Source organism: Nocardioides marmoraquaticus (genome assembly GCF_054777915.1).
This window is the reverse complement of sequence record NZ_BAAHAA010000004.1, coordinates 57915-80521: the sequence shown is the minus strand read 5'-3', so window position 1 is coordinate 80521 and position 22607 is coordinate 57915. Positions and strand designations below refer to the sequence as shown.

20 protein-coding genes are annotated in these 22607 nt (G+C 74.3%); 15 read left to right on the top strand and 5 right to left on the bottom strand.

Annotated elements, in window-relative coordinates:
- Positions 1–44: 44 nt before the first annotated feature.
- From ACYU8I_RS04335 to ACYU8I_RS04320, 4 genes are read left to right on the top strand one after another with little or no spacing between them, the layout of a single operon-like run.
- The gene (locus tag ACYU8I_RS04335; RefSeq protein WP_460837844.1) at positions 45–926 is read left to right on the top strand and encodes an ABC transporter substrate-binding protein; all 882 of its coding nucleotides are present in this window, start codon (positions 45–47) and stop codon (positions 924–926) included.
- Positions 923–1786 carry an amino acid ABC transporter permease gene (locus tag ACYU8I_RS04330; protein ID WP_460837842.1) on the top strand — a complete coding sequence of 288 codons (864 nt, stop codon included), beginning with the start codon at positions 923–925 and terminating at the stop codon, positions 1784–1786. The genes ACYU8I_RS04335 and ACYU8I_RS04330 overlap by 4 nt, the downstream gene beginning before the upstream one ends.
- The gene (locus ACYU8I_RS04325; protein ID WP_460837840.1) at positions 1783–2544 is read left to right on the top strand and encodes an amino acid ABC transporter ATP-binding protein; all 762 of its coding nucleotides are present in this window, start codon (positions 1783–1785) and stop codon (positions 2542–2544) included. The genes ACYU8I_RS04330 and ACYU8I_RS04325 overlap by 4 nt, the downstream gene beginning before the upstream one ends.
- A 47-nt stretch (positions 2545–2591) precedes the next feature.
- On the top strand, positions 2592–3746 hold the full coding sequence (locus ACYU8I_RS04320; protein WP_460837838.1) for a CaiB/BaiF CoA transferase family protein: 1155 nt from the start codon (positions 2592–2594) through the stop codon (positions 3744–3746).
- 149 nt (positions 3747–3895) lie between these two features.
- On the opposite strand, the gene ACYU8I_RS04315 is transcribed toward ACYU8I_RS04320, so the two are convergent.
- Both ACYU8I_RS04315 and ACYU8I_RS04310 read right to left on the bottom strand, forming a co-directional pair.
- A complete protein-coding gene (locus ACYU8I_RS04315; RefSeq protein WP_460837834.1) occupies positions 3896–4513 on the bottom strand; it encodes a PepSY domain-containing protein in 618 nt (205 codons plus the stop codon).
- A gap of 23 nt (positions 4514–4536) precedes the next feature.
- Complete coding sequence (locus tag ACYU8I_RS04310; protein ID WP_460837832.1) at positions 4537–5916, bottom strand: serine hydrolase domain-containing protein; 1380 nt, start codon at positions 5914–5916, stop codon at positions 4537–4539.
- A gap of 131 nt (positions 5917–6047) precedes the next feature.
- On the opposite strand from ACYU8I_RS04310, the gene ACYU8I_RS04305 reads away from it, so the two are divergent.
- From ACYU8I_RS04305 to ACYU8I_RS04265, 9 genes are all read left to right on the top strand, one after another.
- Complete coding sequence (locus tag ACYU8I_RS04305) at positions 6048–7259, top strand: acetyl-CoA C-acetyltransferase (protein ID WP_460837830.1); 1212 nt, start codon at positions 6048–6050, stop codon at positions 7257–7259.
- A gap of 158 nt (positions 7260–7417) precedes the next feature.
- Positions 7418–9604 (top strand): 3-hydroxyacyl-CoA dehydrogenase NAD-binding domain-containing protein, encoded by a 2187-nt coding sequence (locus tag ACYU8I_RS04300; RefSeq protein ID WP_460837828.1) that lies wholly within the window; start codon positions 7418–7420, stop codon positions 9602–9604.
- Positions 9605–9785: 181 nt separating this feature from the next.
- Positions 9786–10520 carry an ABC transporter ATP-binding protein gene (locus ACYU8I_RS04295; protein ID WP_460837825.1) on the top strand — a complete coding sequence of 245 codons (735 nt, stop codon included), beginning with the start codon at positions 9786–9788 and terminating at the stop codon, positions 10518–10520.
- Positions 10495–12063, top strand: a complete 1569-nt coding sequence (locus tag ACYU8I_RS04290) for a hypothetical protein (protein ID WP_460837822.1) — start codon at positions 10495–10497, stop codon at positions 12061–12063. The genes ACYU8I_RS04295 and ACYU8I_RS04290 overlap by 26 nt, the downstream gene beginning before the upstream one ends.
- A gap of 164 nt (positions 12064–12227) precedes the next feature.
- Positions 12228–12509, top strand: coding sequence for an LPXTG cell wall anchor domain-containing protein (locus ACYU8I_RS04285; RefSeq protein ID WP_460837821.1), 282 nt, complete (start codon positions 12228–12230; stop codon positions 12507–12509).
- A 117-nt stretch (positions 12510–12626) separates the two neighbouring features.
- Positions 12627–14333, top strand: a complete 1707-nt coding sequence (locus tag ACYU8I_RS04280; RefSeq protein ID WP_460837819.1) for a DUF4012 domain-containing protein — start codon at positions 12627–12629, stop codon at positions 14331–14333.
- 37 nt (positions 14334–14370) lie between these two features.
- On the top strand, positions 14371–15150 hold the full coding sequence (locus ACYU8I_RS04275; RefSeq protein ID WP_460837817.1) for an SDR family NAD(P)-dependent oxidoreductase: 780 nt from the start codon (positions 14371–14373) through the stop codon (positions 15148–15150).
- Entirely contained in the window at positions 15147–16208 is a 1062-nt protein-coding gene (locus ACYU8I_RS04270; protein WP_460837815.1) for a phosphotransferase family protein, read from the top strand. The genes ACYU8I_RS04275 and ACYU8I_RS04270 overlap by 4 nt, the downstream gene beginning before the upstream one ends.
- Complete coding sequence (locus ACYU8I_RS04265) at positions 16208–16864, top strand: histidine phosphatase family protein (RefSeq protein WP_460837814.1); 657 nt, start codon at positions 16208–16210, stop codon at positions 16862–16864. The genes ACYU8I_RS04270 and ACYU8I_RS04265 overlap by 1 nt, the downstream gene beginning before the upstream one ends.
- A gap of 44 nt (positions 16865–16908) precedes the next feature.
- On the opposite strand, the gene ACYU8I_RS04260 is transcribed toward ACYU8I_RS04265, so the two are convergent.
- The gene (locus ACYU8I_RS04260; protein WP_460837813.1) at positions 16909–19038 is read right to left on the bottom strand and encodes an MMPL family transporter; all 2130 of its coding nucleotides are present in this window, start codon (positions 19036–19038) and stop codon (positions 16909–16911) included.
- Positions 19039–19088: 50 nt separating this feature from the next.
- On the opposite strand from ACYU8I_RS04260, the gene ACYU8I_RS04255 reads away from it, so the two are divergent.
- Both ACYU8I_RS04255 and ACYU8I_RS04250 read left to right on the top strand, forming a co-directional pair.
- Complete coding sequence (locus ACYU8I_RS04255; protein ID WP_460837811.1) at positions 19089–19550, top strand: MarR family winged helix-turn-helix transcriptional regulator; 462 nt, start codon at positions 19089–19091, stop codon at positions 19548–19550.
- A 26-nt stretch (positions 19551–19576) separates the two neighbouring features.
- Positions 19577–20335: an SDR family oxidoreductase gene (locus ACYU8I_RS04250; RefSeq protein WP_460837809.1), complete on the top strand. Its 759-nt coding sequence runs from the start codon at positions 19577–19579 to the stop codon at positions 20333–20335.
- A 176-nt stretch (positions 20336–20511) separates the two neighbouring features.
- On the opposite strand, the gene ACYU8I_RS04245 is transcribed toward ACYU8I_RS04250, so the two are convergent.
- Positions 20512–22020 (bottom strand): PH domain-containing protein, encoded by a 1509-nt coding sequence (locus ACYU8I_RS04245; RefSeq protein ID WP_460837807.1) that lies wholly within the window; start codon positions 22018–22020, stop codon positions 20512–20514.
- Positions 22017–22538 (bottom strand): PH domain-containing protein, encoded by a 522-nt coding sequence (locus tag ACYU8I_RS04240; RefSeq protein WP_460837804.1) that lies wholly within the window; start codon positions 22536–22538, stop codon positions 22017–22019. Before ACYU8I_RS04240 ends, ACYU8I_RS04245 begins: the two co-directional genes overlap by 4 nt.
- Between the last annotated feature and the right edge of the window lie 69 nt (positions 22539–22607).

Below are 22607 nucleotides of genomic sequence, written 5' to 3'. Positions count from 1 at the left end.
CGTCACGGCGCGGACCGGCGCGTCCCCGGACCTACGATCGCGCCATGCGCCTGCGCCGTACGACCGTCACCGCCGCCCTCGCCGCCCCCCTGCTGCTCCTCGCCGCGTGCGGATCGCCGCCGGCGAGCCCGGGCTCGCAGGAGGGCTCCTCCTCCGAGAGCGCCGCGGCGGAGGGTGACTGCGCGGTCGAGGACCTGCCGCTCACGACGCCCGGCACGCTGACGATCGCGACCGACTCCCCGGCCTACGAGCCGTGGTTCGTCGACAACGACCCGACCAACGGGGAGGGCTTCGAGTCGGCCGTGGCGTACGCCGTCGCCGAGCAGCTCGGCTTCTCCGAGGACCAGGTCGAGTGGGTGACGGTGCCCTTCAACAACTCCTACGCGGCCGGGCCGAAGCGCTTCGACTTCGACATCAACCAGATCTCGATCACCCCCGAGCGCGAGCAGGCCGTCGACTTCTCCGAGGGCTACTACACCGCCTCGCAGGCCGTCGTCGCCCTGAGCGACTCCGGCATCGAGGCGGGTTCGCTCGAGGACCTCGAGGGCCTGCGCCTCGGCGCGCAGACCGGCACCACCAGCCTGACGGCGCTGCGCGAGGTGGTGCAGCCCGACACCGAGCCCGTGGTGCTGCAGAACACCAACGTCGCCAAGCAGCAGCTCCTCAACGGCCAGCTCGACGCGATCGTCGCCGACCTCCCGACCGCCTTCTACATCACGGCGGCCGAGATCGACGGCTCCGAGATCGTGGGTCAGTTCGAGCAGCCCTCCAGCGACGCCGAGCAGTTCGGCCTGCTGCTGGAGAAGGGCTCGCCGCTGACGCCGTGCGTCGACGCGGCGGTCGCGGCGCTCGCCGACGACGGCACCCTCGCCGACCTGCAGGAGGAGTGGCTCTCGACCAGCGTCGACGTGCCCGTGCTGAAGTGACGGCCCCGCCGGCGGCCGAGGTCGGCTGGACCCCCAGCGAGCGGGAGGTCGAGCGGCGCCGCGTGCGCCGCCGCGACCGGGCGCGGCAGGCCTCGCTGGCCACCGCCGTGACGGTCGTGGCGCTCGGCCTGGTCGTCTGGGTCGTCGTCAGCTCACCGGGCTGGACCCGGGTCCGCGACCTCTTCTTCTCGCCGTACCACGCCTGGGAGTCCTTTCCCCTGGTGCTGCAGGGCTTCGGCTACAACGTGCTGGCGTTCCTCGTCGCCGAGCCGCTCATCCTGCTGATCGGGGTGCTCGTCGCGGTCGCGCGCACGACCGTCTCACCGTGGTTGGCGCCCGTGCGGCTGGTCGCCGTCGGCTACACCGACGTGCTGCGCGGCGTGCCGACCCTGCTCGTCGTCTACCTCTTCGGCCTCGGCATCCCCGCGCTGCAGCTCGCCGGGGTGACGACGAGCTACTTCTGGCTCGGCACCACCGCGCTCGTGCTGTCGTACGGCGCCTACGTCGCCGAGGTGGTGCGCGCCGGCATCGACGCGGTGCACCCCTCCCAGCTCGCCTCCGCCGAGGCGCTCGCGCTGTCGCGCGGCCAGACGATGCGGCTGGTGGTGCTGCCGCAGGCGCTGCGCAAGCAGGCGCCACCGCTGCTCAACGACTTCGTCTCGCTGCAGAAGGACACCGCGCTGCTCGCCACCATCGGTGTCTTCGAGGCGCTCTTCCGCGCCCAGGACTACGGCAACTTCAACTTCAACTTCACGCCGCTCGTGGTCGCCGCGGGCTTCTTCCTGGTGCTGACGATCCCGCTGGCGCGGCTGACCGACCACCTGGGCCGCCGCGCGATGCGGCGGGAGCGCGGCCGGTGAGCGCGCCCGTGCTGTCGGCCCGGGGCCTGCGCAAGTCGTACGGCGACCGGGTGGTGCTCGACGGCATCGACCTCGACGTGCACGCGCACGACGTGGTCTGCCTGATCGGCGCCTCGGGGTCGGGCAAGTCGACGTTGCTGCGCTGCCTCGACCTGCTCGAGGAGATCGACGACGGCGTCGTCGAGCTCGACGGCCGCGAGGTCTCCGACCCGCGCGTCGACCCGCGCGACGTACGCCGCTCGGGGCTCGGCATGGTCTTCCAGGCCTACAACCTCTTCCCCCACCTCTCGGTGCTGGGCAACTGCACCCTGGCGCCGGTGCGCGTGCACGGCGTCGGCCGGACGGAGGCCGAGGAGCGTGCCCGCGGCCTGCTGGCCCGCTTCGGCCTGGCCGACAAGGAGCAGGCGCACCCCGACCAGCTCTCCGGCGGCCAGCAGCAGCGGGTCGCGCTGGTGCGGGCGCTGTGCACCCAGCCGCGGGTGCTGCTGCTCGACGAGATCACCGCCGCGCTCGACCCCGAGCTGGTGGGAGAGGTGCTCGACGTCGTGCGCGCCGAGGCCGAGGCCGGCACGACGATGGTGCTCGCGACCCACGAGATGGCCTTCGCCCGCGAGGTCGCCACCACCGTGTGCTTCCTCGACCGGGGCCGGATCCTCGAGCAGGGCCCGCCGTCCCAGGTGCTCGTCGCCCCTCGTGAGCCCCGCACCCGCGAGTTCCTCCGCCGCGTCCTGCCCGACGCCCCCACCGCAGCCCCCTGATCCGACGGGCGCTCGACGGTGACAGCAGATCTGTCATGATCCGCGGCATGCCGATCGAGCTGGGACAGGGCACGGGGCCGCTGCGCGGGGTCCGGGTCGTCGAGATCGCGGGGATCGGGCCGGGGCCGCACGCGTGCATGCTGCTGGCCGACCTGGGGGCCGACGTCGTGCGGGTGGAGCGTCCGGGCGGGCAGCCGCTGACCGGCGGGCCGCACGACCTGCTCAACCGCGGTCGGCCGAGCGTGGCGCTCGACCTCAAGCACCCCGAGGCCGCCGGCGTCGTGCTCGACCTCGTGGAGCACGCCGACGTGCTGGTCGAGGGCCTGCGTCCCGGAACCACCGAGCGGCTCGGCATCGGCCCGGAGCCGTGCCTCGCGCGCAACCCGGCGCTGGTCTACGGCCGGATGACCGGCTGGGGCCAGGACGGGCCGCTGGCCCACACCGCCGGCCACGACATGAACTACGTCGCCCTCACCGGTGCGCTCCACGCGATGGGCCAGGACCCGGCCCGTCCGCACTTCCCGGCCAACCTCGTCGGCGACTTCGGCGGCGGGTCGACGTACCTCGTCATCGGGGTCCTCGCCGCGCTGCTCCGCGCCAAGGTGGGCGGCGAGGGGCAGGTGGTCGACGCGGCGATCGTCGACGGCACCGCGAGCCTCGACGCGATGGCCTGGGGGTTCCTGGCCAGCGGCGGCTACCACGAGCGCCGCGGGGTCAACCTGCTCGAGGGCGGGGCGCCGTTCTACGACCTCTACGAGACCGCCGACGGCCGGCACCTCAGCGTCGGGCCGCTGGAGCCGCAGTTCTACGACGAGCTGGTGCGCCTCCTCGGGCTCGAGGGGGCGCCCGACCGCTACGACCCGAGCCGGTGGCCCGAGCTGCGCAGCCTGATCGCCGCGAGCGTCGCGAGCCGCACCCTGGCCGAGTGGACCGAGGTCGTCGAGGGCACCGACGCCTGCGTCGCCCCCGTGCTCACCCGCAGCGAGGCAGCGGAGCACCCGCACCTCGTGGCGCGGGGCACCGTGGTCGAGCACGACGGCGTACGACAGCCGGCGCCCGCGCCGCGCTTCAGCGCCACGCCGGCCACCCTCGGCCTGCCGCCCGCTCGGGAGGCCGGCGCCCACACCCGCGACGCGCTGACCGCCTGGGGCGTCCCGGACGTCGAGGGGCTGCTCGAGCGCGGTGTGGTCGTCCAGGCCTAGCGAGCCTGTCCGCGTCCCGGCCGGACCGGCTCGATCGGCCACTGAGCCACGAAGTCTGACGCTGAGCCACGATTGTTTGCCGCGTTCAGCGTCGAAGTCACTGGTTGACCAGTGACTCTGCGCGCCCCCGGGTCGACGCCCCGGCCGGCTCAGTCGTCGGGGGAGCTCGCGCCGGTGACCGCGTCGACGCGGACGCCGCCGGCGTCGACGAGGTCGACCTGCCAGATCGGGGCGCCGTCCTCCTCCTCGAGCTGGATCGAGGAGACGGTGCCGTCGGGGGCGGCACGGACGCCGCTGCGCAGCGCCTCGACGACGTCGACGCGCACCTGGCCGACGAGGCCGGAGAGGTCGTCGTCGCCCTCGACCGGGGTCGGGCCGAGCGTCACGCGGCCGCCGCCGGGCGCGACGACGAGCTCGACGGTCTCGCCGTTGGGTCGCACCACGTCGACCTCCCAGCCGCGGACGTCCTCGTCGTCGTCCTCGACGCCGACCACGGTCGCGGCCGGGAGCGCGCGCTGCGCGGTGACGGCGGCGCGCAGGATCGGCGGTCCCTGCGCCTGTCCCTGCGGCGCGGCCGAGGCGGACGGCGCGGGCGAGCCGGTGCTGCTGCCCGTCGCCGACGGGTCGGGCTCGAGCGTGACGACCCCGTCGTCGCTGTCGCGGGCGGCGTCGTCGGCGGGAGCGGTGTCGCCGCCTCCGCAGCCGGCCAGCAGCACGACGCAGAGAGGTGTGGCGATCGTCGCGGCGGCGCGCGCGGTGAGCGTCATGCGGCCCAGCCTGACAGGGCCGGTCACCGCACCGCCAACGCGACGGGATCGGTCCCGTGCAGCGGCAGCCGGTGCCAGCGCAGCGACGCCTCGCCCCCCGAGACCCGGACGTCGATCCGGTGGGGGGTCTCCACGACCAGCACCTGGGCGCGGAAGGTGTCACCCGACCAGCCGCCGCTGACCGACACCGGCAGGACGTCGATCGCGCCGTCGGTCCACCGGCCGTCGCCGACTGTGAGGTCGTGCCAGGTGCCGAGCCTGCGCAGCCGCAGCCGGTCGCCCACCACCTCCACCGCGTCGTACGCCGCTGCCAGGTCGAGGCCGTCGCCCCGCGGCACCGGGCTCGCGGCGACGACATCGTCGCGCCGCCCGCCGCCCAGCGGGGGGATCGTGGCGGCGGCCAGCCTTGCGGCGAGGCGCTCGTCGTCGGCGGGCGACCCGGGGCGGTCGACCGCGGGCACGAGGTGGGTCCAGAGCGCGTTGAGCGTGGCCTGCATGTCCTCGTTCTCGGAGGTGATCGCGACGGCCACGTCGTGCTCGGGGAGCACGGCGAGGAACTGCCCGAACGCGCCGTCGCCGCGGTAGCCGTGCCGCTGCTGCCAGAACGAGAAGCCGTAGCCGCGACGCCAGTCGGGCCCGGCGCCCGCGTCGCGATGGAGCGGTCCGGAGCCGCGGGTCGCCTCGGCCACCCAGGCGGGGTCGAGCAGCTGCTGCTCGCCCCAGCGTCCGCCGTCGAGGTGCAGCTGGGCGACGGCCGCGATGGTCTCGGTGACCGGGTGCGCACCGCTGAAGCCGAGCTCGTGGCCCTGCCGGTCGGTGTGCCACGGCGGCACCGGGAGCCCGAGCGGCTCGAGCAGGCGGGTCCGCAGCACCTCCGACGGGCCGGCGCCGGTGAGGTGGTGCAGCGCCCGCGCGAGGACGTACGTCGCGACCTGGTTGTAGGCGAAGTGGGTGCCGGGCTCGTGGTCGAGCGGGACGCCGAGCGCCAGCGGCAGCAGGTCGTCGGCGGCGTGACCGCGCACCCGGTCCCACGCCTCCACGTCGTGCCCGATCGTCATGGTCAGGCAGTGGCGCACCGTCGCGCGGCCCCAGCCGGCGGCGTGCGGGGTCGGTGGCAGCAGATCGAGCACGGGGTCGTCGAGGCCGAGCACGCCCTCGCCGACGAGGAACCCGACCGCGGTGGCGGTGAGCGACTTCGACAGCGAGTAGCCCAGGTGCGGCCGCGAGGCGGCGTACGGCGCCCACCAGCCCTCGGCGACCACGCGGCCGTGCCGCAGCACCATGAGCGAGTGCAGCCCGAGGTCGCGCGCCTCGGCGGCGTCGAGCAGGTCGAGCAGCCCGGCGGCGTCGACCCCCTCCACGCTCGGGGTGCTGCGGGGCAGGACACGGGGAGACGTGTGCACCGGTCGAACGTACGTGACGTGACCTGCGCCACCTGGCTGCGGATTGACGATGACAGCATTACTGTCACAATGATCGAGCACGTTCTACCGACGGGTAACCACCCGTTCCCACGCACCTGGAAGGGCATCTCATGGCCGAGGCGTTCGTGTACGACGCGCTGCGCACCCCGCGCGGCAAGGGCAAGAAGGACGGCAGCCTCCACGAGGTCAAGCCGGTGGACCTCGTGGTCGGGCTGCTCGACGCCGTGAAGGAGCGCAACCCCTCGCTCGACCCCGAGCGCGTCGACGACGTCGTGCTGGGCGTGGTCACCCCCGTCGGCGACCAGGGCGGCGACATCGCCAAGACCGCGGCGCTGGCCGCGGGCTACCCCGAGACCGTCGCCGGCGTGCAGCTCAACCGCTTCTGCGCCTCGGGCCTGGAGGCCGTCAACCAGGCCGCGTCGCGCGTCCGCGGCGGCTTCGAGGACCTCATCCTCGCCGGCGGCGTCGAGTCGATGAGCCGCGTGCCCATGGCCAGCGACGGTGGCGCCTGGGCGATGGACCCCGCCACCGCGTTCGACACCGACTTCGTCCCGCAGGGCATCGGCGCCGACCTCATCGCCACGGTCGAGGGCTGGGGCCGCGACGACGTCGACACCTTCGCCGTCGAGAGCAACCACCGCGCCGCCAAGGCGTGGGCCGACGGCCGCTTCGAGCGCTCGGTGGTGCCGGTGCGCGACCGCAACGGCGTCGTCGTGCTCGCCCACGACGAGTTCATCAAGCCCGAGTCGACCGTCGAGGGGCTGGCGAGGCTGCGTCCGTCGTTCGCCGGGATCGGCGAGCAGGCCGGCTTCGACGCGGTGGCGCTGGAGAAGTACCACTGGATCGAGGACATCGACCACGTCCACCACGCCGGCAACTCCTCCGGCATCGTCGACGGCGCGGCCCTCGTCGCGATCGGCAACGAGCAGGTCGGCAGCGACCTCGGCCTGACCCCGCGCGCCCGGATCGTCTCGGCCGCCGTCTCTGGTGCCGACCCGACGATCATGCTCACCGGCCCCGCGCCGGCCTCCCGCAAGGCGCTCTCGCGCGCCGGTCTCACCGCCGACGACATCGACCTGTGGGAGATCAACGAGGCCTTCGCGGCGGTCGCCATGCGGTTCATGCGCGACATGGGCATCAGCCACGAGGTCACCAACGTCAACGGCGGCTCCATCGCCATGGGCCACCCGCTCGGCGCCACCGGCGCGATGATCCTCGGCACCCTCGTCGACGAGCTCGAGCGCCGCGATCTGCGCCGCGGCCTCGCCACCCTCTGCGTCGGCGGCGGCATGGGCATCGCCACGGTCGTCGAGCTCGTCTGAGCGGGGGCGGCCGACGAAGGAGGCCGCGCCCCGCTCGATGGTGGTCGAGCAGCGCGCACGAGCGAGGAACGAGCTCGTGACCGCGCGTGTCGAGACCCGGTGAGACGACCCACGACCGCAACCCCGGCACCGCCTTACAGAACACGAAGGACTCCCACATGACCGACCAGCCCGCCGTCCGCTACGACCGCGACAGCGAGGGCATCGTCACGCTCACGCTCGACGACCCGAAGTCCAGCGCCAACACCATGAACGAGCGGTACGCCGCCGCGATGCACGACGCCGTCGAGCGGCTGCACACCGAGAAGGACGACGTCGTCGGCGTCGTCGTCGCGTCGGCCAAGAAGACCTTCTTCGCCGGCGGCGACCTCAAGGGGATGCTCCGGACCGGGCCCGACCAGGCCGAGGCCGTCTTCGCGGAGGTCGAGGGCGTCAAGCGCGACCTGCGCCGTCTCGAGACGCTCGGCAAGCCCGTCGTGGCGGCCATCAACGGAGCCGCGCTCGGCGGCGGCCTCGAGATCGCGCTGGCCTGCCACCACCGCGTCGCGGCCGACGGCCGCTACGAGATCGGCCTGCCCGAGGCCACCCTCGGTCTGCTGCCCGGCGGCGGCGGCGTGACCCGCACGGTGCGGATGTTCGGCATCCAGACGGCGATGATGGACATCCTGCTCCAGGGCCCGCGGATGAAGCCGGCCCAGGCCCGCGAGAAGGGGCTCGTCGACGAGGTCGTGCCGGCCGACGACCTGCTGGCCGCCGCCCGTGCGTGGGTGCTCGAGCACCGCGACGACGCCGAGGCCGCGAGCCAGCCGTGGGACCGCGAGGGCTACCGCATCCCCGGCGGCACCCCGAGCACGCCCAAACTGGCGCAGTTCCTGCCGGCCTTCCCGGCGATGCTGCGCAAGCAGCTCAAGGGCGCCGACTACCCCGCCCAGCGCGCGATCATGTCGGTCGCCGTCGAGGGCGCGCAGGTCGACTTCGAGACCGCCTCGCGCATCGAGTCGCGCTACCTCGCCGGCCTGATCACCGGCTCCAACAGCACGAACATGATCCAGGCGTTCTTCCTCGACCTGCAGGCCATCAACGGCGGCTCGCTGCGGCCCGAGGGCGTGCCGACGTACACCGCCCGCAAGGTCGGCGTGCTCGGCGCCGGCATGATGGGCGCCGGCATCGCCTACGTCTGCGCCAAGGCCGGCATGGAGGTCGTGCTCAAGGACGTCGCGATCGAGTCGGCCGAGAGGGGCAAGGCCTACAGCCAGAAGATCCTGGCCAAGGCCGTCGAGCGCGGCCGCTCCACCCAGGACGCGGCCGACGAGGTGCTCGCCCGGATCACCCCGACCGTCGACGCGGCCGACCTCGCCGGCGCCGACCTGCTGATCGAGGCGGTCTTCGAGGACCCCACCCTCAAGGCCAAGGTGTACGCCGAGGTGCTGCCGCACCTCGCGCCCGACGCGCTGCTGTGCTCCAACACCTCGACGCTGCCTATCACCGGTCTCGCCGAGCACGTCGACCGCCCGGCCGACTTCGTGGGCCTGCACTTCTTCAGCCCCGTCGACAAGATGCCGCTCGTCGAGATCATCCGCGGCGAGCAGACCTCCGACGAGGCCGTCGCCAAGGCGCTCGACGTCGTCAAGGCGATCCGCAAGACCCCGATCGTGGTCAACGACAGCCGCGGGTTCTACACCTCGCGCGTCATCGGCACCATGGTCAACGAGGGCCTCGCCATGCTCGCCGAGGGCGTGCACCCGATGTCGATCGAGCGGGCCGCGACGCAGGCGGGCTACCCCGTCGGCACGCTGCAGCTCTCCGACGAGCTCAACCTCGAGCTGATGGCCAAGATCGCCAAGGCCACTCGCGAGGCCGCCGAGAAGGAGGGGGGGTCGTCGTACGTCGAGCACCCGGGCACCGCCGTCGTGCAGAAGATGCTCGACGCGGGTCGCCCCGGCAAGCTGCGCGGCGCCGGCTTCTACGACTACGCCGACGGCCGCCGCGGCAAGCTGTGGCCGGGGCTGACCGAGCTCTTCCCGAGCAACGACGAGCCGGCCGACCTCGACGACCTCAAGGACCGCTACCTCTTCGCCGAGGCCCTCGAGACCGCGAAGTGCTTCGAGGAGGGCGTCATCGAGTCGGCGGCCGCGGCCAACATCGGCTCGATCATGGGCATCGGCTACCCGCCGCCCACCGGCGGCACGGTGCAGTTCATGCAGGGCTACGACGGCGCCACCGGCCAGGGCCTGCCCGGCTTCGTCGAGCGCGCCGACCAGCTCGCCAAGCTGTACGGCGACCGGTTCCGCCCGACCGACCGGCTGCGGGAGATGGCCGAGAAGGGCGAGCGCTTCCCCGCCTGAGCGGGACCGCGCGTGCCGGCGGTGCTTTTCGAACGAGAAGCACCGCCGGTCTCGACGTTCCGACCGATCCGCACCCGACACGCCGAGCACCAGGGAGCGGATCGGTGGAGAACTGCCCGCCGCTGGTGCTTTTCGCACGAAAAGCACCGCACCCGCGGCGTCCCCGCCTGACCATGGACGCATGGAGGGACCCGGTGAGGGACGCCGCGGCGTCAGCGTGCGCGGGCTGTGGGTGCGCTTCGGCGAGGTCGCTGCGGTGCAGGGCGTCGACCTGGAGGTGGCGCCCGGTCGGGCGACGGCGCTGCTGGGGCGCAACGGCGCCGGCAAGTCGACGACGATGCGCGTCGTGGCCGGGGTGGTGCCGCCCAGCGAGGGCGTGGTGCTGCTCGACGGCGTCGACGTCGCCCACGACCCGATGGCGGCCAAGCTGCGGCTGGGCTACTGCCCCGACGTCGGCGGACTGGTGCCGCGCGCGACGCCCTGGGAGCACCTGCAGCTCTCGGCCCGGCTGCGCCGGCTCGACCGCGACCGGCCCGGTTGGGAGGTCGACGCCCGGGCGGCGCTCGAGCGCTTCGGGCTCGGCGAGGTCGCCCACCGTGTGACCTCGGGGTTCAGCCACGGCATGTGCCGCCGGCTCTCGGTGGTGCTGGCGACCTTCCACCGGCCGTCGCTGCTGCTCCTCGACGAGCCCTTCGACGGCGTCGACCCGCTCGGGGTCGAGGCCACCCTCGAGGCGGTCGCCGACGCGTGCGCCCGCGGCGCCACCGTCGTCGTCTCCACCCACCTGCGCGAGCTCGCCACCGAGGCGTGCGAGCACGCGCTGGTGCTGCGTGGCGGCGCCCAGGTGGCGGCCCTCCCCGCGGCCGACCTCGCCGGGGAGGTCGGTGCCGATGCCTACCGCGCGCTCCTGGCCTGACCCCACGGGCGCCCTGACCGAGCTCCGGCCGGAGGCGCTCGCCCGGGCCGTGCGCGACGTACGGCTCCTCCTCGCCTTCCGCGCCGCCGGCCTGACCCGTGCGCAGCGGCGACGCGTGCGCCTCGCCGGGCTCGTCGTCGGGCTGCTGAGCGTCCTGGCCGCGACGGTGCCGGCGTACGCCGCACGCGGCGACTCCGGCAACGTGCTCGCCCTGCTGCCGTCGTCGGCGCTGGTCTTCCTGGTGCTCGGCGTCGTGACCGCGGTCGCCTCGGCCGGCGGCCGCGAGGTGGTGCCCCGCGAGGAGGCGGTGGCGCTGCCGGTCTCGACCTCGGCCGACCACCTCGGCGCGCTCGTGCTTGCGCCGCTCAACGTCGCCTGGGTGCTCCAGGCGTGGCTGCTCCTCGGCGCCGCGGCGTACGGCGTGGGGCCCGTCCCCCTGCCCGCCCGCCTCGCAGCGCTGCTGCCCGTCGTGCTGTGGCTGGTCGCGGCGACCGCCCTGGCGCAGCTGGCGGGTTGGCTGGTCGAGGGCGTGCGCCGTGGGCCGCGCGGGGCGCTGCACTTCGGGGTCGGCCTGCTCGCGGTGCTGCTGGGGTGCGCGGGACTCGCCGTCGGCGGCCGCACCACGGCGCTGCTCGACGACAGCCCCACCGGCGTCGTGCTCGACGCCGTCCTGCTGGGCTCGACGCAGGCGTGGGCGGCCTGGGCGGCGTACGTCGCCGGGCTGGCGCTGCTCGCCCTCGCCGCGGTGGTGCTCGGCACCCTGCCGGCGCGGTGGGCGTTGCGACGGCCGATGCGGGCAGAGCAGGGTGCCGAGGCGGGCGAGCGGACGCCGCGACGCCTCCCCACCAGCGACCTCGGGGCCGCGCTCCGGATGGACCGTGCCTCGGTGTGGCGCTCGGTGCCGCTGCGACGCGGGATCGTCGTGCTGGGCCTGGTGCCCGGGCTCGTCGCGCTGGCCGGCTCGGTGCCCTGGCACGTCGCGACCGTGCTGCCCGCCCTGGTGGCCGCGGGCGGTGCCCTGCTCTTCGGCGTCAACGCCTGGTGCCTCGACGCGCGCGGGGCGCTGTGGCGCGAGAGCCTGCCCGTCCGCCCGCGCACGGTCGTGACGGCCCGCTCGCTGGTGCTGCTGGAGCTGCTGCTCGGCCCGGGCGCGCTGACGGTGGTGCTCGTCGCGGTCGGCGCCGGTCCGCCGCGGGCGCCCGAGCTGGTCGCCGTGCTGGTGTGCCTGGTCGTGGTGGCCGTGCAGGTGGTCGCGGCGTCGATGCGCTGGAGCCTGGCCCGGCCCTTCGCCGTCGACCTGCGCAGCGCGCGTGCCACGCCGGCCCCGCCGGTGGTCATGGTCGGCTACAGCGCCCGCCTCGCCGTCGCCACGACCGTGAGCTCGATGTTCCTCGGCGCCCTCGGTCAGCTCCCCACCGTGTTGCCGGCCCTGGCCGCGGGGCTGCTGATGCTGCTGTGGTCGACGTGGCGCTGGGAGCGGGCGGTGCAGGCCTGGGAGGACCCCGTACGCCGCTCGCACGTGGTGGCCTGCGTCACGGGCTGACACGTGCGCGGTTTGGCTGGGGGCCTTTCGGGCAGTCTGCGGGTCGAGATGGTCTAGTCAACCAGCCGGTGCCCGTTCTGCCGGTTTCGGTCGCGACCGTCTTCTGTGCGTACTATCGACCCTGCGCTTCCAAGCCGCGCCAGACCTATCGGGGGACCAGCTCCATGAAGAAGTTCTTTGCCTCGCTCGCCGTCGTCGCCATGCTCGCCCTGGCGCCGCTCTTCCTCGTCGGTTCGGCCCACGCCGCCGAGCGCTACGGCGACTCCGGCACCAGCAACTCCGGCGTCTCGCCGAGCTCGGTGAGCGACGGTGCGGCCGCTGCGTCGTCCGACGGTTCGCTGCCCAGCACCGGCGGCCCGCAGACCATGCTCCTCGCCGGCGGTGCGGTCCTGCTGGTCGCGGGCGGTGCGACGATCGTCGTCATGCGTCGGCGCAGCAACGCCTGACGACAGGGCTTGCCCTCGTCGACCGAGCCCGGTGATGCCGTGAGGCACCCGGGCTCTCGGCGCGTCGGAGAGCCGGGCGCGGGCCGACGGCGTCCGCGGCGCACCTGGCTCCGGGTCGTGGGGCTCGTGGTCGTCCTGGTGCTGGCCGTCCTGGCCTACCAGCTGACCCGCACCGCGCTCGCCCTGCGTGACGCCGAGGCCGACGCGCGTGCCGTGCGGGACGCGCTCGCCGACCGCGACCTGGACACCGCCGAGGATCGCCTGGCCGACCTGCAGTCCTCGGCCGGCACCGCCCGCCGCAGCTCCGACGGGCTGCTGTGGCGGGGCGCCGCGGCGCTCCCGTTCCTCGGCGACGACCTCGCGGCGCTGCGACAGGTGTCCTCGGCGGTCGACGAGGTCGCCCGGGCTGCGCCGGCGGGCGTCGACCTCGTGTCCCGGCTCACCACCGGCCCGGGCCTCCGCACCGGTGACGGGTCCGTCGACCTCGACCTGGTGCGCTCGCTGCGCCCCGGCGCGACGACGCTCGCCGACGGTGCCGGTGACGCGGTCGACGACCTCGACTCCGTCGACCCGTCGACGCTCGTGGGCCGCCTGCAGCCCGAGGTCGAGTCGGCGATCGCCCAGGTGACCGACCTCCGCGCGGCCGCCCAGGGCATCGTCACGGCCACCGACGTCCTGCCCCGGGTGCTGGGCGAGGACGGCGAGCGGCGCTACCTCCTCGTGGTGCAGAACAACTCCGAGATCCGCGCGACCGGAGGCCTGCCGGGATCGGCGTCCGTCGTGACGGCTGCCGGCGGCAAGGTCGAGCTGGGCTTCCAGGGCGACGCGCTCGACGTCGACGCCGGCAGCGGAGCGGTCGCCGACTTCCTGCCGGGCGAGGAGGAGGTCTTCGGGCCGCTCCTGGTGAGCGACTTCCGCGACACCAACTTCACCCCCGACTTCCCCCGCGCCGCCGGCCTCATGACCGACTTCGCCGACCGCTCCTCGGGCGCCCCGCTCGACGGTGTCGTCTCGGTCGACCCGGTGCTGCTCTCGGAGGTGCTGCGGTCCACTGGTCCCGTGAGCGTCGACGGGCGTCGGCTCGACTCCCGCAACGCCGTCCGCGAGCTGCTGCTCGAGCCCTACCTCCGACTCCCGGACCCCGAGGAGCAGGACGCGTTCTTCCGTCGTGCGGCCCGCGTCATCTTCGCCAAGGTGCTCGACGACGCCGGCGACCAGGTCGAGCTGCTCCGCACGCTCGGCGAGGGCGTCTCCCAGCGACGGTTGCTCTTCTGGAGCGACGACGACGCGGTGCAGGACCGCGTGGCGGCGACCGCGATCGCGGGAGCCCTGCCCCGTGGCACCGGACGGCCCGAGGTGGGTCTCTACCTCAACGACGGCACGCAGGCGAAGATGCAGTACTTCCTGCGCTCGGACGCCTCGATCGTCTCCGAGGGCTGCGACGTCGACGGGCGCCAGGTGGTCCGCGCCCGGCTGACGCTCACCAACGACCTCGACCGCGACGTCGCCGACCTCCCCGACTACGTGACCGGTGACGGGTCGACGACACCTCGGGGCAACAGCCTGATGCAGCTGCGGATGTTCGCTCCCGAGGGCGGGGAGCTCCTGGGCCTCGACGTCGACGGTGAGCGCGCCGACGTCGGGCAGGACACGGTCTACGGTCGCGAGACCACCCAGCTCGAGGTCGAGCTGGCCCCCGGCGAGACGACCGAGGTCGTGGCGCAGTTCGCGGGCCCCACCGGGCAGACCGGAGATCCGCGGCTGCAGTGGACCCCCGGCATCACCTGGAAGGCCACCCAGGCCGTCGCACGCTCGGCCTGCTGACGGCACCGGCCTCGAGGCACGCGGGTAGGGTCCGCGCATGGCGAGGGTGCTGGTGACCGGGGGGGCCTCCGGGCTCGGAGCAGCCCTCGCCGACGCGTGGGCCGCACGGGGTGACGAGGTGCTCGTCGCCGACCTGCGGCCCGGTGACGGGTCCCACCCGTCGGTGACGCTCGACGTGCGCTCCGAGGAGCAGTGGCACGCCGTGCGCGAGCGCGTCCTCGCCGACTGGGGCGGGCTCGACGTGCTGGTCAACAACGCCGGTGTCGCGGGCGGCGGGCGGCTCGAGGTCAGTCCGGCCCAGGAGTGGCGCGACCTGGTCGAGGTCAACCTCATGGGTGCCGTCCTCGGCACCCGCACCTTCGTGCCGATCCTCAAGACGCAGCGCTCCGGCCTCGTCGTCAACGTCGCGTCGCTCGCCGGACTGGTGCACCCCGCCGGCATGGCCGCCTACAACGCCACCAAGGCCGCGGTGGTGGCGCTCAGCGAGACCACCGGCCACGAGCTCGCCGACGCCGGCGTGCGGTGCGCCGTGGTGTGCCCCTCCTACTTCCGCACCGGCCTGGTCGACGACCTCGACGTCGCCGACGACGCCCTGACGAGCGTGATGCGCCGGCTCGTCACCGAGGCCCCGCTGGGCCCGGTCGAGATCGCGGCCGCCGTGCTCGAGGGGCTCGACCGCGGCGACGAGCTGGTGCTGCCCGACCCGGCCGCGCGAGCGGCGTACGCCCTCAAGCAGGGCGACCGGGCGGCGTACGACGAGACGATGCGGGCGCAGGCGCGACGGCTGCACGCGCTGGCGCAGGAGGGGGAGTCATGAGCGAGGTGCCCGACAGCACGGCGGTGCGCGAGGAGGACGCATTCGACCTCGACGCGGTGAGCGCCTGGCTCGCGGGCGAGGGGGTGGAGCTCGGCGACGACGTCGAGGTGCGCCAGTTCGGCGGCGGGGCGTCGAACCTCACCTTCTCGCTGCGCGACGGCAGGCACGACCTCGTGCTGCGCAAGCCGCCGTCGGGCCAGAAGGCCAAGGGGGCCCACGACATGGGTCGCGAGCACGCGGTGCAGGCCGGGCTCGCCGGCGTCTTCCCGCTGGTGCCGCGCATGGTCGCGCTGTGCGACGACGACGCCGTGCTGGGCGCGCCCTTCTACGTCATGGAGCGCGTCGAGGGCGTCATCCCGCGGCGTGACTTCCCGCCGGAGGTCCGGCTCGACGAGCAGCAGGTGCGCGCGCTGTGCGGCAACGCCCTCGACGTGCTCGTGCGGCTCCACCAGGTCGACGTCGCGACCACCCCGCTCGCGGCGATGGACCGCGGCGACGGCTACGTCGCCCGGCAGGTCGGCGGCTGGACCCGCCGCTACCGCGACGCGGTGACGGACGACGCCGCCGACTACGAGCCCGTGATGGCCTGGCTCGACGCGCACCAGCCGCCCGACGTCGAGCACACCCTGATCCACAACGACTTCCGCTTCGACAACCTCGTGCTCGACGCCGACGATCCCACCCGGGTCGTCGGCGTGCTCGACTGGGAGATGGCCACCGTCGGCGACCCGCTGATGGACCTCGGTGGCACCCTCGCCTACTGGGTCGAGCCCGGCGACGACGAGTTCATGCAGCGGTTCCGCCGCCAGCCGACGACCGTGCCCGGCATGTTCACCCGGGCCGAGGTCGTCGAGCACTACCTCGCCGCGACCGGGCGGTCGCTGACACCCGAGCAGTGGCGCTTCTACGAGGTCTTCGGGCTCTTCCGGCTCGGCGTCATCGCCCAGCAGATCTACTACCGCTACTTCCACGGCCAGACCACCAACGAGGCGTACGCCGTCTTCGGCCCGGCCGCGCGTCACCTCGATCGCCGCTGCCGGGCGCTGATCGACGGCTGATGGGCCAGCTGCTCCTCGTCCGGCACGGTCAGGCCTCCTGGGACGCCGACGACTACGACGTGCTCTCGCCCACCGGGTGGGAGCAGGGCCGCGTGCTGGGCGAGGCCTGGGCGCAGCGTGGCACCCGGCCCGACGTCGTGGTGCGCGGCGGGTTGCGGCGCCACCGCGAGACGACCGAGGCGCTGCTCGAGGGGGCAGGCCTCTCGATGCCCGTCGACGTCGACGCGGGCTGGGACGAGTTCGACCACGTCGACGTGCTCGCCGGCATGCCCTCGCCGCCCGCCGAGCAGCCCACCGACAAGCGCGGCTACCAGGCGCTGCTCGAGGGAGCGCTCGACTCCTGGATGTCGGCCGACGGCCGCTACGCGGAGTCATACGCCGCCTTCACCGACCGCGTCGCGGGCGCCTTCGCCCGCGTGCCCGCTGACGGCACCGTCGCCGTGGTGACCTCCGGCGGAGCGATCGCGGGCGTCTGCGCCGCCCTGCTCGCCGACGGCGACGCCGACGTCGCGACCCACCTGTGGCGCCGCCTCAACGTCGTGTGCGTCAACACCTCCGTCACCAAGGTCGTGCTCGGCCGCCGGGGCCGCACCCTGGTCACCTTCAACGACCACAGCCACCTCGACCCCCACCCCGAGCTGCTCAGCTACCGCTGAGCGGCCGGGAAGGTCCTCGTGGAGCCCCGGCCTGCGCGGGTCGCTCAGGCGTGGACGGGCTCGGCCACCGGCTCCGGCGGTACGCCGGCCTTGTGCGCGCCGCCCTCGTCCCACGGCCGTCGCGGCCACCAGAAGCGGTCGCCGAGCACGAGCGCGAGCGACGGGACCAGCACGGTGCGCACGACCAGGGTGTCGAGCAGCACGCCGAGGCAGATCACGACGCCGAGCTGGGCGAGCACGACGAGCGGCAGCACGCCGAGAACCGCGAAGACGGCGGCGAGCAGGACGCCGGCGCTGGTGATGACGCCGCCGGTGGCGGCCAGCGCTCGCAGCATGCCCTCTCGCGGCCCGTGGGCGAGCGACTCCTCGCGGGTGCGGGTGACGAGGAAGATGTTGTAGTCGATGCCGAGCGCCACCAGGAAGAGGAAGGCGAACAGCGGCACCGTCTGGTCGAGGGCGCTGAAGTCGAGCAGCCCGGTGAAGATCCACCAGCTGACGCCCATGGCGGCGGCGTACGTGCCGACCACGGTGAGCACGAGCAGCACCGGGGCGACGACGGAGCGCAGGAGCAGCAGCAGCGCCCCGAGCACCAGCGCCAGCACGAGCGGGATCACGACCCGTTGGTCGCGCGACGCCGCGTCGTCGAGGTCGACGGCCTCGGCGGTCGCGCCGCCGACGTACGTCGAGGGGACCTCGGCCAGCGCGTCACGCACCTGCCCGACGGTGTCCTTCGCGGCCTCGGAGTCGGGGTCGGCGTCGAGCACCACGGAGAGCTCGGTCCAGCCGTCGCCGGGGGCGCCGGGCGTGACCTCGCCGATGCCGCCGACCCCGTCGAGGGCGGCGGTGGCCGCCTCGGGGTCGCGCGTGACGACGGTGGCGGGCTGGGCGCTGCCGGCGGGGAAGGACTCGGCGAGCCGCTCGCTGGCGGCGATCGCCTCCGGCTGCTGCAGGAACTGCTCCGCGGTGGGGAGGCCGAGCCGGGTGGGGACCAGGCCGCTGGCCAGGACCGCGAGGAGCACGACGACGCTGCCGGCGAACACCGCGGGGCGCCTCGCCACGGCGTCGCCGACCCGGCGCCAGATCGAGCGGCCCTCGGTGAGCACGGCGCTGCCGACGTGGGGGACCTTGGGCCAGAAGACCCAGCGGCCGCAGGCGACGAGGAGCCCGGGCAGCGCCAGGAGCACGAACGCCATGGCCACGAGGACGCCCACGGCGCAGGCGATGCCGAGGCCCCGGGTGGTCGGGGTGAGCGAGAGCGCGAGGCACAGCACGCCGACCACGACGGTGCTCGCGCTGGCGAAGACCGCCTCGGCGGCCCGGCCGAGGGCGACGCGCATGGCGACGTACCGGTCGTCGTGCAGGCGGAGCTCGTCGCGGTAGCGCGAGATCAGCAGCAGGGCGTAGTTGGTGCCGGCGCCGAAGACGAGCACCGAGAGGATGCCGGTGGTCGACTCGTCCCACGGGACGCCGAGGCCCGCGAGCACCCGGGTGGCAGCGACGCTGGCGACCTGGTCGGCGACGCCCACCACGGAGAGCGGCACCAGCCACAGCACCGGGCTGCGGTAGGTCACGACGAGCAGCAGCGCGACGACGGCCGCCGTCGAGGCGAGCAGGCGGAAGTCGGCGCCGTCGAAGACCGCGGCGAGGTCGGCCTGGATGCCGGCAGGCCCGGTGACCTGGGCCGTCACGCCGCTCGGCACGGCGTCGTCGAGCGCGTCGCGCAGCCGCTCGACCGCCTCGGCGGTCGCGGTGGCGCCGGTGGCGTCGACGGGGAGGATCGCGAGCGCGGCGGTGCCGTCGTCGCTCGGCACGACGAGCGGCGGGCCCTGCTGCCCCTGGGCCTGGGGGACGACGACGTCGCGCACGTCGAGGCCCTCGACCGCGCCGGCGGTCCCGCGCAGCTGCTCGCTGCCGAGGCGCTCGTCGCCGTCGGCGGTGAACAGGACCAGGGCGGTCGAGCCCTCCTCCTCGGGAAGGCTGTCGAGGACCTGCGCGGCGCGGGTGCTGTCGAAGCCCGCGGGCAGGGCGTCGTCGACCGCAGGGGTGCGTTCCGCTTGGCCGATGCCGGCGATGGCAGCAGCGCCGAGGAACAGCATCACGAGGCCGACCGCGAAGCTCCACCGGGCGACCAGGAGGTGGCTGGTCCTGGGGGCGAGGCGGCGGTCGTGAGTCACGGCGTACACTCCTGGTGTCTCAGCAAGTAACTAAGTAGGTGAGCAACTTCGTGAGTGAAGGTAGCACGGACGTCGACCCCACCGCAGGGTGGGCGCAGACCTCGTCCCTCGTCGCGCTGCGCGAGCTGGTCAGCGCCGGCGGCCAGGTCGCCCCCGCCGTCGCCAACCGCGCCGGGCTCTCCCACAACGAGCTGCGTACCCTCGAGCACCTCATCGACCGACCACTCGGACCCGGTGAGCTGGGTCGCCTGCTGGGCGTCAGCTCGGCGGCGTCGTCGGGCATCATCGACCGGCTCGAGCAGCGCGGCCACGCCCAGCGCGTGAGCCACGAGTCCGACGGACGACGCACCCGGGTCACCATCAGCGACTCCGGTCGCGCCGAGGTCGTCGGTCACCTGATGCCGATGTTCCGCGAGCTCGCCGAGCTCGACGCCACCCTCGACGACGCCGAGCGCGAGGTCGTCACCCGCTACCTGCGCGGAGCCCTCCAGGCCATCCACCGCGTGCTCTGAGCCGACCGGCTGCCACCATGGCCGGCATGGCGACCACGCGGCAGCGGATCCTCATCACCGGCGCGAGCAGCGGCCTGGGCGCCGAGATGGCGCGCCAGCTCGCGGCGAGGGGTCGCGACCTGGCGCTGTGCGCGCGTCGTACCGACCGGCTCGAGGCGCTGCGCGAGGAGATCCTCGGGGCCCACCCCGGCGCCACCGTCTCCGTGCGCGCGCTCGACGTGACCGACGACGACCAGGTCTTCGAGGTGGTCCGCGCCTTCCGCGACGACCTCGGCGGCCTCGACCGGGTCGTCGTCAACGCCGGCCTCGGCAAGGGCGCCCCGATCGGCACCGGCCGCTACGACGCCAACCGGCAGACCGCGATGGTCAACTTCGTCGGCGCCCTCGCCCAGACCGAGGCCGCGATGGAGGTCTTCCGCGAGCAGGGCCACGGCCACCTCGTCATGGTGAGCTCGATGTCGGCCATGCGCGGCCTGCCCCGGACGGTCACGACGTACGCCGCCACCAAGGCCGCCGTCGCCCACCTCGTCGAGGGCCTGCGGCTCGAGCTGCTCGGGAAGCCCTACGCCTTCACCGTGCTCTACCCCGGCTACATCGTCTCCGAGATGAACGACGCGAACGACACCGGCAAGCCCGGTCTCGTGTCCACCGAGAAGGGAGTGCGCGCCATGGTCGAGGCGATGGAGAAGGAGAAGGCCGAGGCCTGCGTGCCCCCGCTGCCCTGGGCCCCGCTCTCGGTCGTCATGAAGCACGCCCCGCTGCCGCTGCTCAAGCGGCTCGTCTGACGGTTCGCTCGTGCTCTTCGTGCGCAGGGACCGACGGGTGGAGGCTGCCGCCGGCAAAGTCACTGGTTGACCAGTGACTTTGACGCTGAGCCATGAAAGCTTGCCGCGTTCAGCGTCAGACTTCGTGGTCCAGTGGCCCGCCGGAGGGTCGCTCCGCGCGGACGAAGACCCTCGCTTCAGGCGGTGAACTGGCCGACCAGGCCGGGGTCGGCGGTGTGGGCGAGGGTGACGGCGACGTCGAGGGGGACGTCGAGCACCTCGTAGTGGCCGCCGCCGGCTGCGGTGGTGGCGACCAGGGTGGCGACACCGGAGCGGCGCTGGAAGAAGGTCTGGTCGACCCGCCACGAGATGACGCCGTCGAGGTCGAGCACGGTGTGCTCGCCCGCGAGCGAGCCGCGCCGTACGACGAGGTGGGTCGCGGTGAGCGCGTGGCCGAGGCGGCGGTAGCGGTCGCGGGCGAGCAGCAGCGCCGCAGGCAGCAGCACGACGGCCGCGACGAGGGCGCCCCAGCGCAGCGCGGCGGCGTCGAGGCCGCTCCACTGCGCGGCGGCCAGGAGCGCCAGCGGCACGACCACAGCCGGCAGCAGGGCGCGGAGGAGGCGTCGGCGGCGGGCGACCGGGCCGTGCTCGCGCAGCGGCACCTGCAGCGCCGTGCCGGCCCCCACCACGCGCTCGGCCAGGTCGACGGAGACCTCGCGGGGGCAGTACGGCGCGACCGTCGAGCTGCCTCCGCCGAGGAACCCGCTGCCCACCGTCAGGGCCTCGAGCCGCCCCGCGCCGACCGCGCGGATGCCGAGCGGCTCGCGCAGCTCGACAGCGCGCACGCGCTCGACCTCGAGGCTGGTCTCGGTGGTGGTGAGCAGGCCGCGCCGGACCCGGAGCGTGCGGCCGGCCGCGTCGCGGGTGAGCAGGAATCCCCAGTTGGTGACGAGGTAGCCGAGCACCCCGAAGACGGCCGAGAGCACGACCAGCACCAAGAGCAGGCCGACCAGCGACGGCACGAGCGGCAGCCGGTCGAGGGCGCGGAGCATGCCGACCTCCGAGCGGCCGAGGTCGACCACGCTGGTCACCTGGCTCGCGGCGCCGGCGAGACCGGCGGCGACGACGGCGCCGCTGGAGGTGAAGGCGGCGTACCGCGCCCAGCGGGGGTCGAGCCGCAGCAGCTGCTCGTCGGGCGCGCGCGCCGCCGGGGGCGGGCCCTCGGGGTCGACGGGCTCGCCCGACGCGACCGAGCCGAGCCGCAGCAGCGCCACCCGCAGCCGTTCGGCCTCGCCGGCCCGCAGCGCGTCGAGGTCGAAGCCGCCCTCGTCGCTCGAGCCGGTGCCGATGCGCACCTTGGCCAGGCCGAGCAGCCGGTGCAGCAGCGGCGCGGTCAGCTCGACCGAGCGCACCCGGTCGAGGCGCGCCGTGAGCACCTTCTGCGAGACCAGGTTGCGGCGCAGCTCGACCTGGGTCGGGGTGACGCGGTACGTCGTCGTGACCCACTGCAGCAGGCCGAAGGCGATCGGGAGGACCACGGCGAGCAGCTGCCACCCGCCGCCGTCGCGGTTGAACAGCGTGATGCCGACGAGCACCGGCAGGAAGGAGAGCACCGCGTTGACCGGGTGCACCAGCAGCATCCGCGGGTCGAGCCGCCGCCAGGGCTCCTCGGCGGGCGCCGGCTCCGGAGCGGGCACGTCGCTCACGTGGCGTCGTCCGCCTCGGCCTCGGTGCGCTGGGTGAGGTCGGCGACGAGCTGTTGGGCGACCTGGCGGTCGATGGCGGTGATCGTCAGCGACCCCATCGCCGAGGCGGTGGTGACGGTGACGGTGGCGAGCCCGAAGAGCCGCGCCAGCGCCGACTCGTCCATGTCGATGGTCTGCACCTTCGACATCGGCGCCACGTGCCGCTCGCGGGAGAGGAACCCGACCTGGGTGTAGACGGCCGTCTCGGTGCTCTCCCAGCGGTGGATGCGGTAGCGCACCAGCGGCATCAGCACGACGTACGCCGCCCCGGCGACGGCGAGCAGCGTCCAGGCCCACCAGGCGAGGTCGACGAAGCCGAGCACCCCCGCCACGACCGCCGCCACGACGACCACCACGACCCGCACGACCGCGCCGATCGCCCACAGCCACGGCGCCGAGCGTGACACCCGGTGGGCCGGCTCGCGCAGCGCGACGGCGGCCGAGGGGCTCGGCGCCGGGTCGGCGGGGGTCGAGGTCATGCTCCCAGCCTGTCAGAGGGTCGCGACGCTGCCGCCCCCAGCGACGGCCGACGTGTCGGGGGCTCGGGC

What these genes read in the sequence shown, in the direction of transcription:
- ACYU8I_RS04275 (WP_460837817.1), top strand. Translation starts at nt 14,371, where the DNA reads ATGGCGAGGGTGCTGGTGACCGGGGGGGCCTCCGGGCTCGGAGCAGCC.
- ACYU8I_RS04320 (WP_460837838.1), top strand. Translation starts at nt 2,592, where the DNA reads ATGCCGATCGAGCTGGGACAGGGCACGGGGCCGCTGCGCGGGGTCCGG.
- ACYU8I_RS04335 (WP_460837844.1), top strand. Translation starts at nt 45, where the DNA reads ATGCGCCTGCGCCGTACGACCGTCACCGCCGCCCTCGCCGCCCCCCTG.
- ACYU8I_RS04315 (WP_460837834.1), bottom strand. Translation starts at nt 4,513, where the DNA reads ATGACGCTCACCGCGCGCGCCGCCGCGACGATCGCCACACCTCTCTGC.
- ACYU8I_RS04295 (WP_460837825.1), top strand. Translation starts at nt 9,786, where the DNA reads ATGGAGGGACCCGGTGAGGGACGCCGCGGCGTCAGCGTGCGCGGGCTG.
- ACYU8I_RS04290 (WP_460837822.1), top strand. Translation starts at nt 10,495, where the DNA reads ATGCCTACCGCGCGCTCCTGGCCTGACCCCACGGGCGCCCTGACCGAG.
- ACYU8I_RS04240 (WP_460837804.1), bottom strand. Translation starts at nt 22,538, where the DNA reads ATGACCTCGACCCCCGCCGACCCGGCGCCGAGCCCCTCGGCCGCCGTC.
- ACYU8I_RS04265 (WP_460837814.1), top strand. Translation starts at nt 16,208, where the DNA reads ATGGGCCAGCTGCTCCTCGTCCGGCACGGTCAGGCCTCCTGGGACGCC.
- ACYU8I_RS04250 (WP_460837809.1), top strand. Translation starts at nt 19,577, where the DNA reads ATGGCGACCACGCGGCAGCGGATCCTCATCACCGGCGCGAGCAGCGGC.
- ACYU8I_RS04305 (WP_460837830.1), top strand. Translation starts at nt 6,048, where the DNA reads ATGGCCGAGGCGTTCGTGTACGACGCGCTGCGCACCCCGCGCGGCAAG.
- ACYU8I_RS04300 (WP_460837828.1), top strand. Translation starts at nt 7,418, where the DNA reads ATGACCGACCAGCCCGCCGTCCGCTACGACCGCGACAGCGAGGGCATC.
- ACYU8I_RS04285 (WP_460837821.1), top strand. Translation starts at nt 12,228, where the DNA reads ATGAAGAAGTTCTTTGCCTCGCTCGCCGTCGTCGCCATGCTCGCCCTG.
- ACYU8I_RS04270 (WP_460837815.1), top strand. Translation starts at nt 15,147, where the DNA reads ATGAGCGAGGTGCCCGACAGCACGGCGGTGCGCGAGGAGGACGCATTC.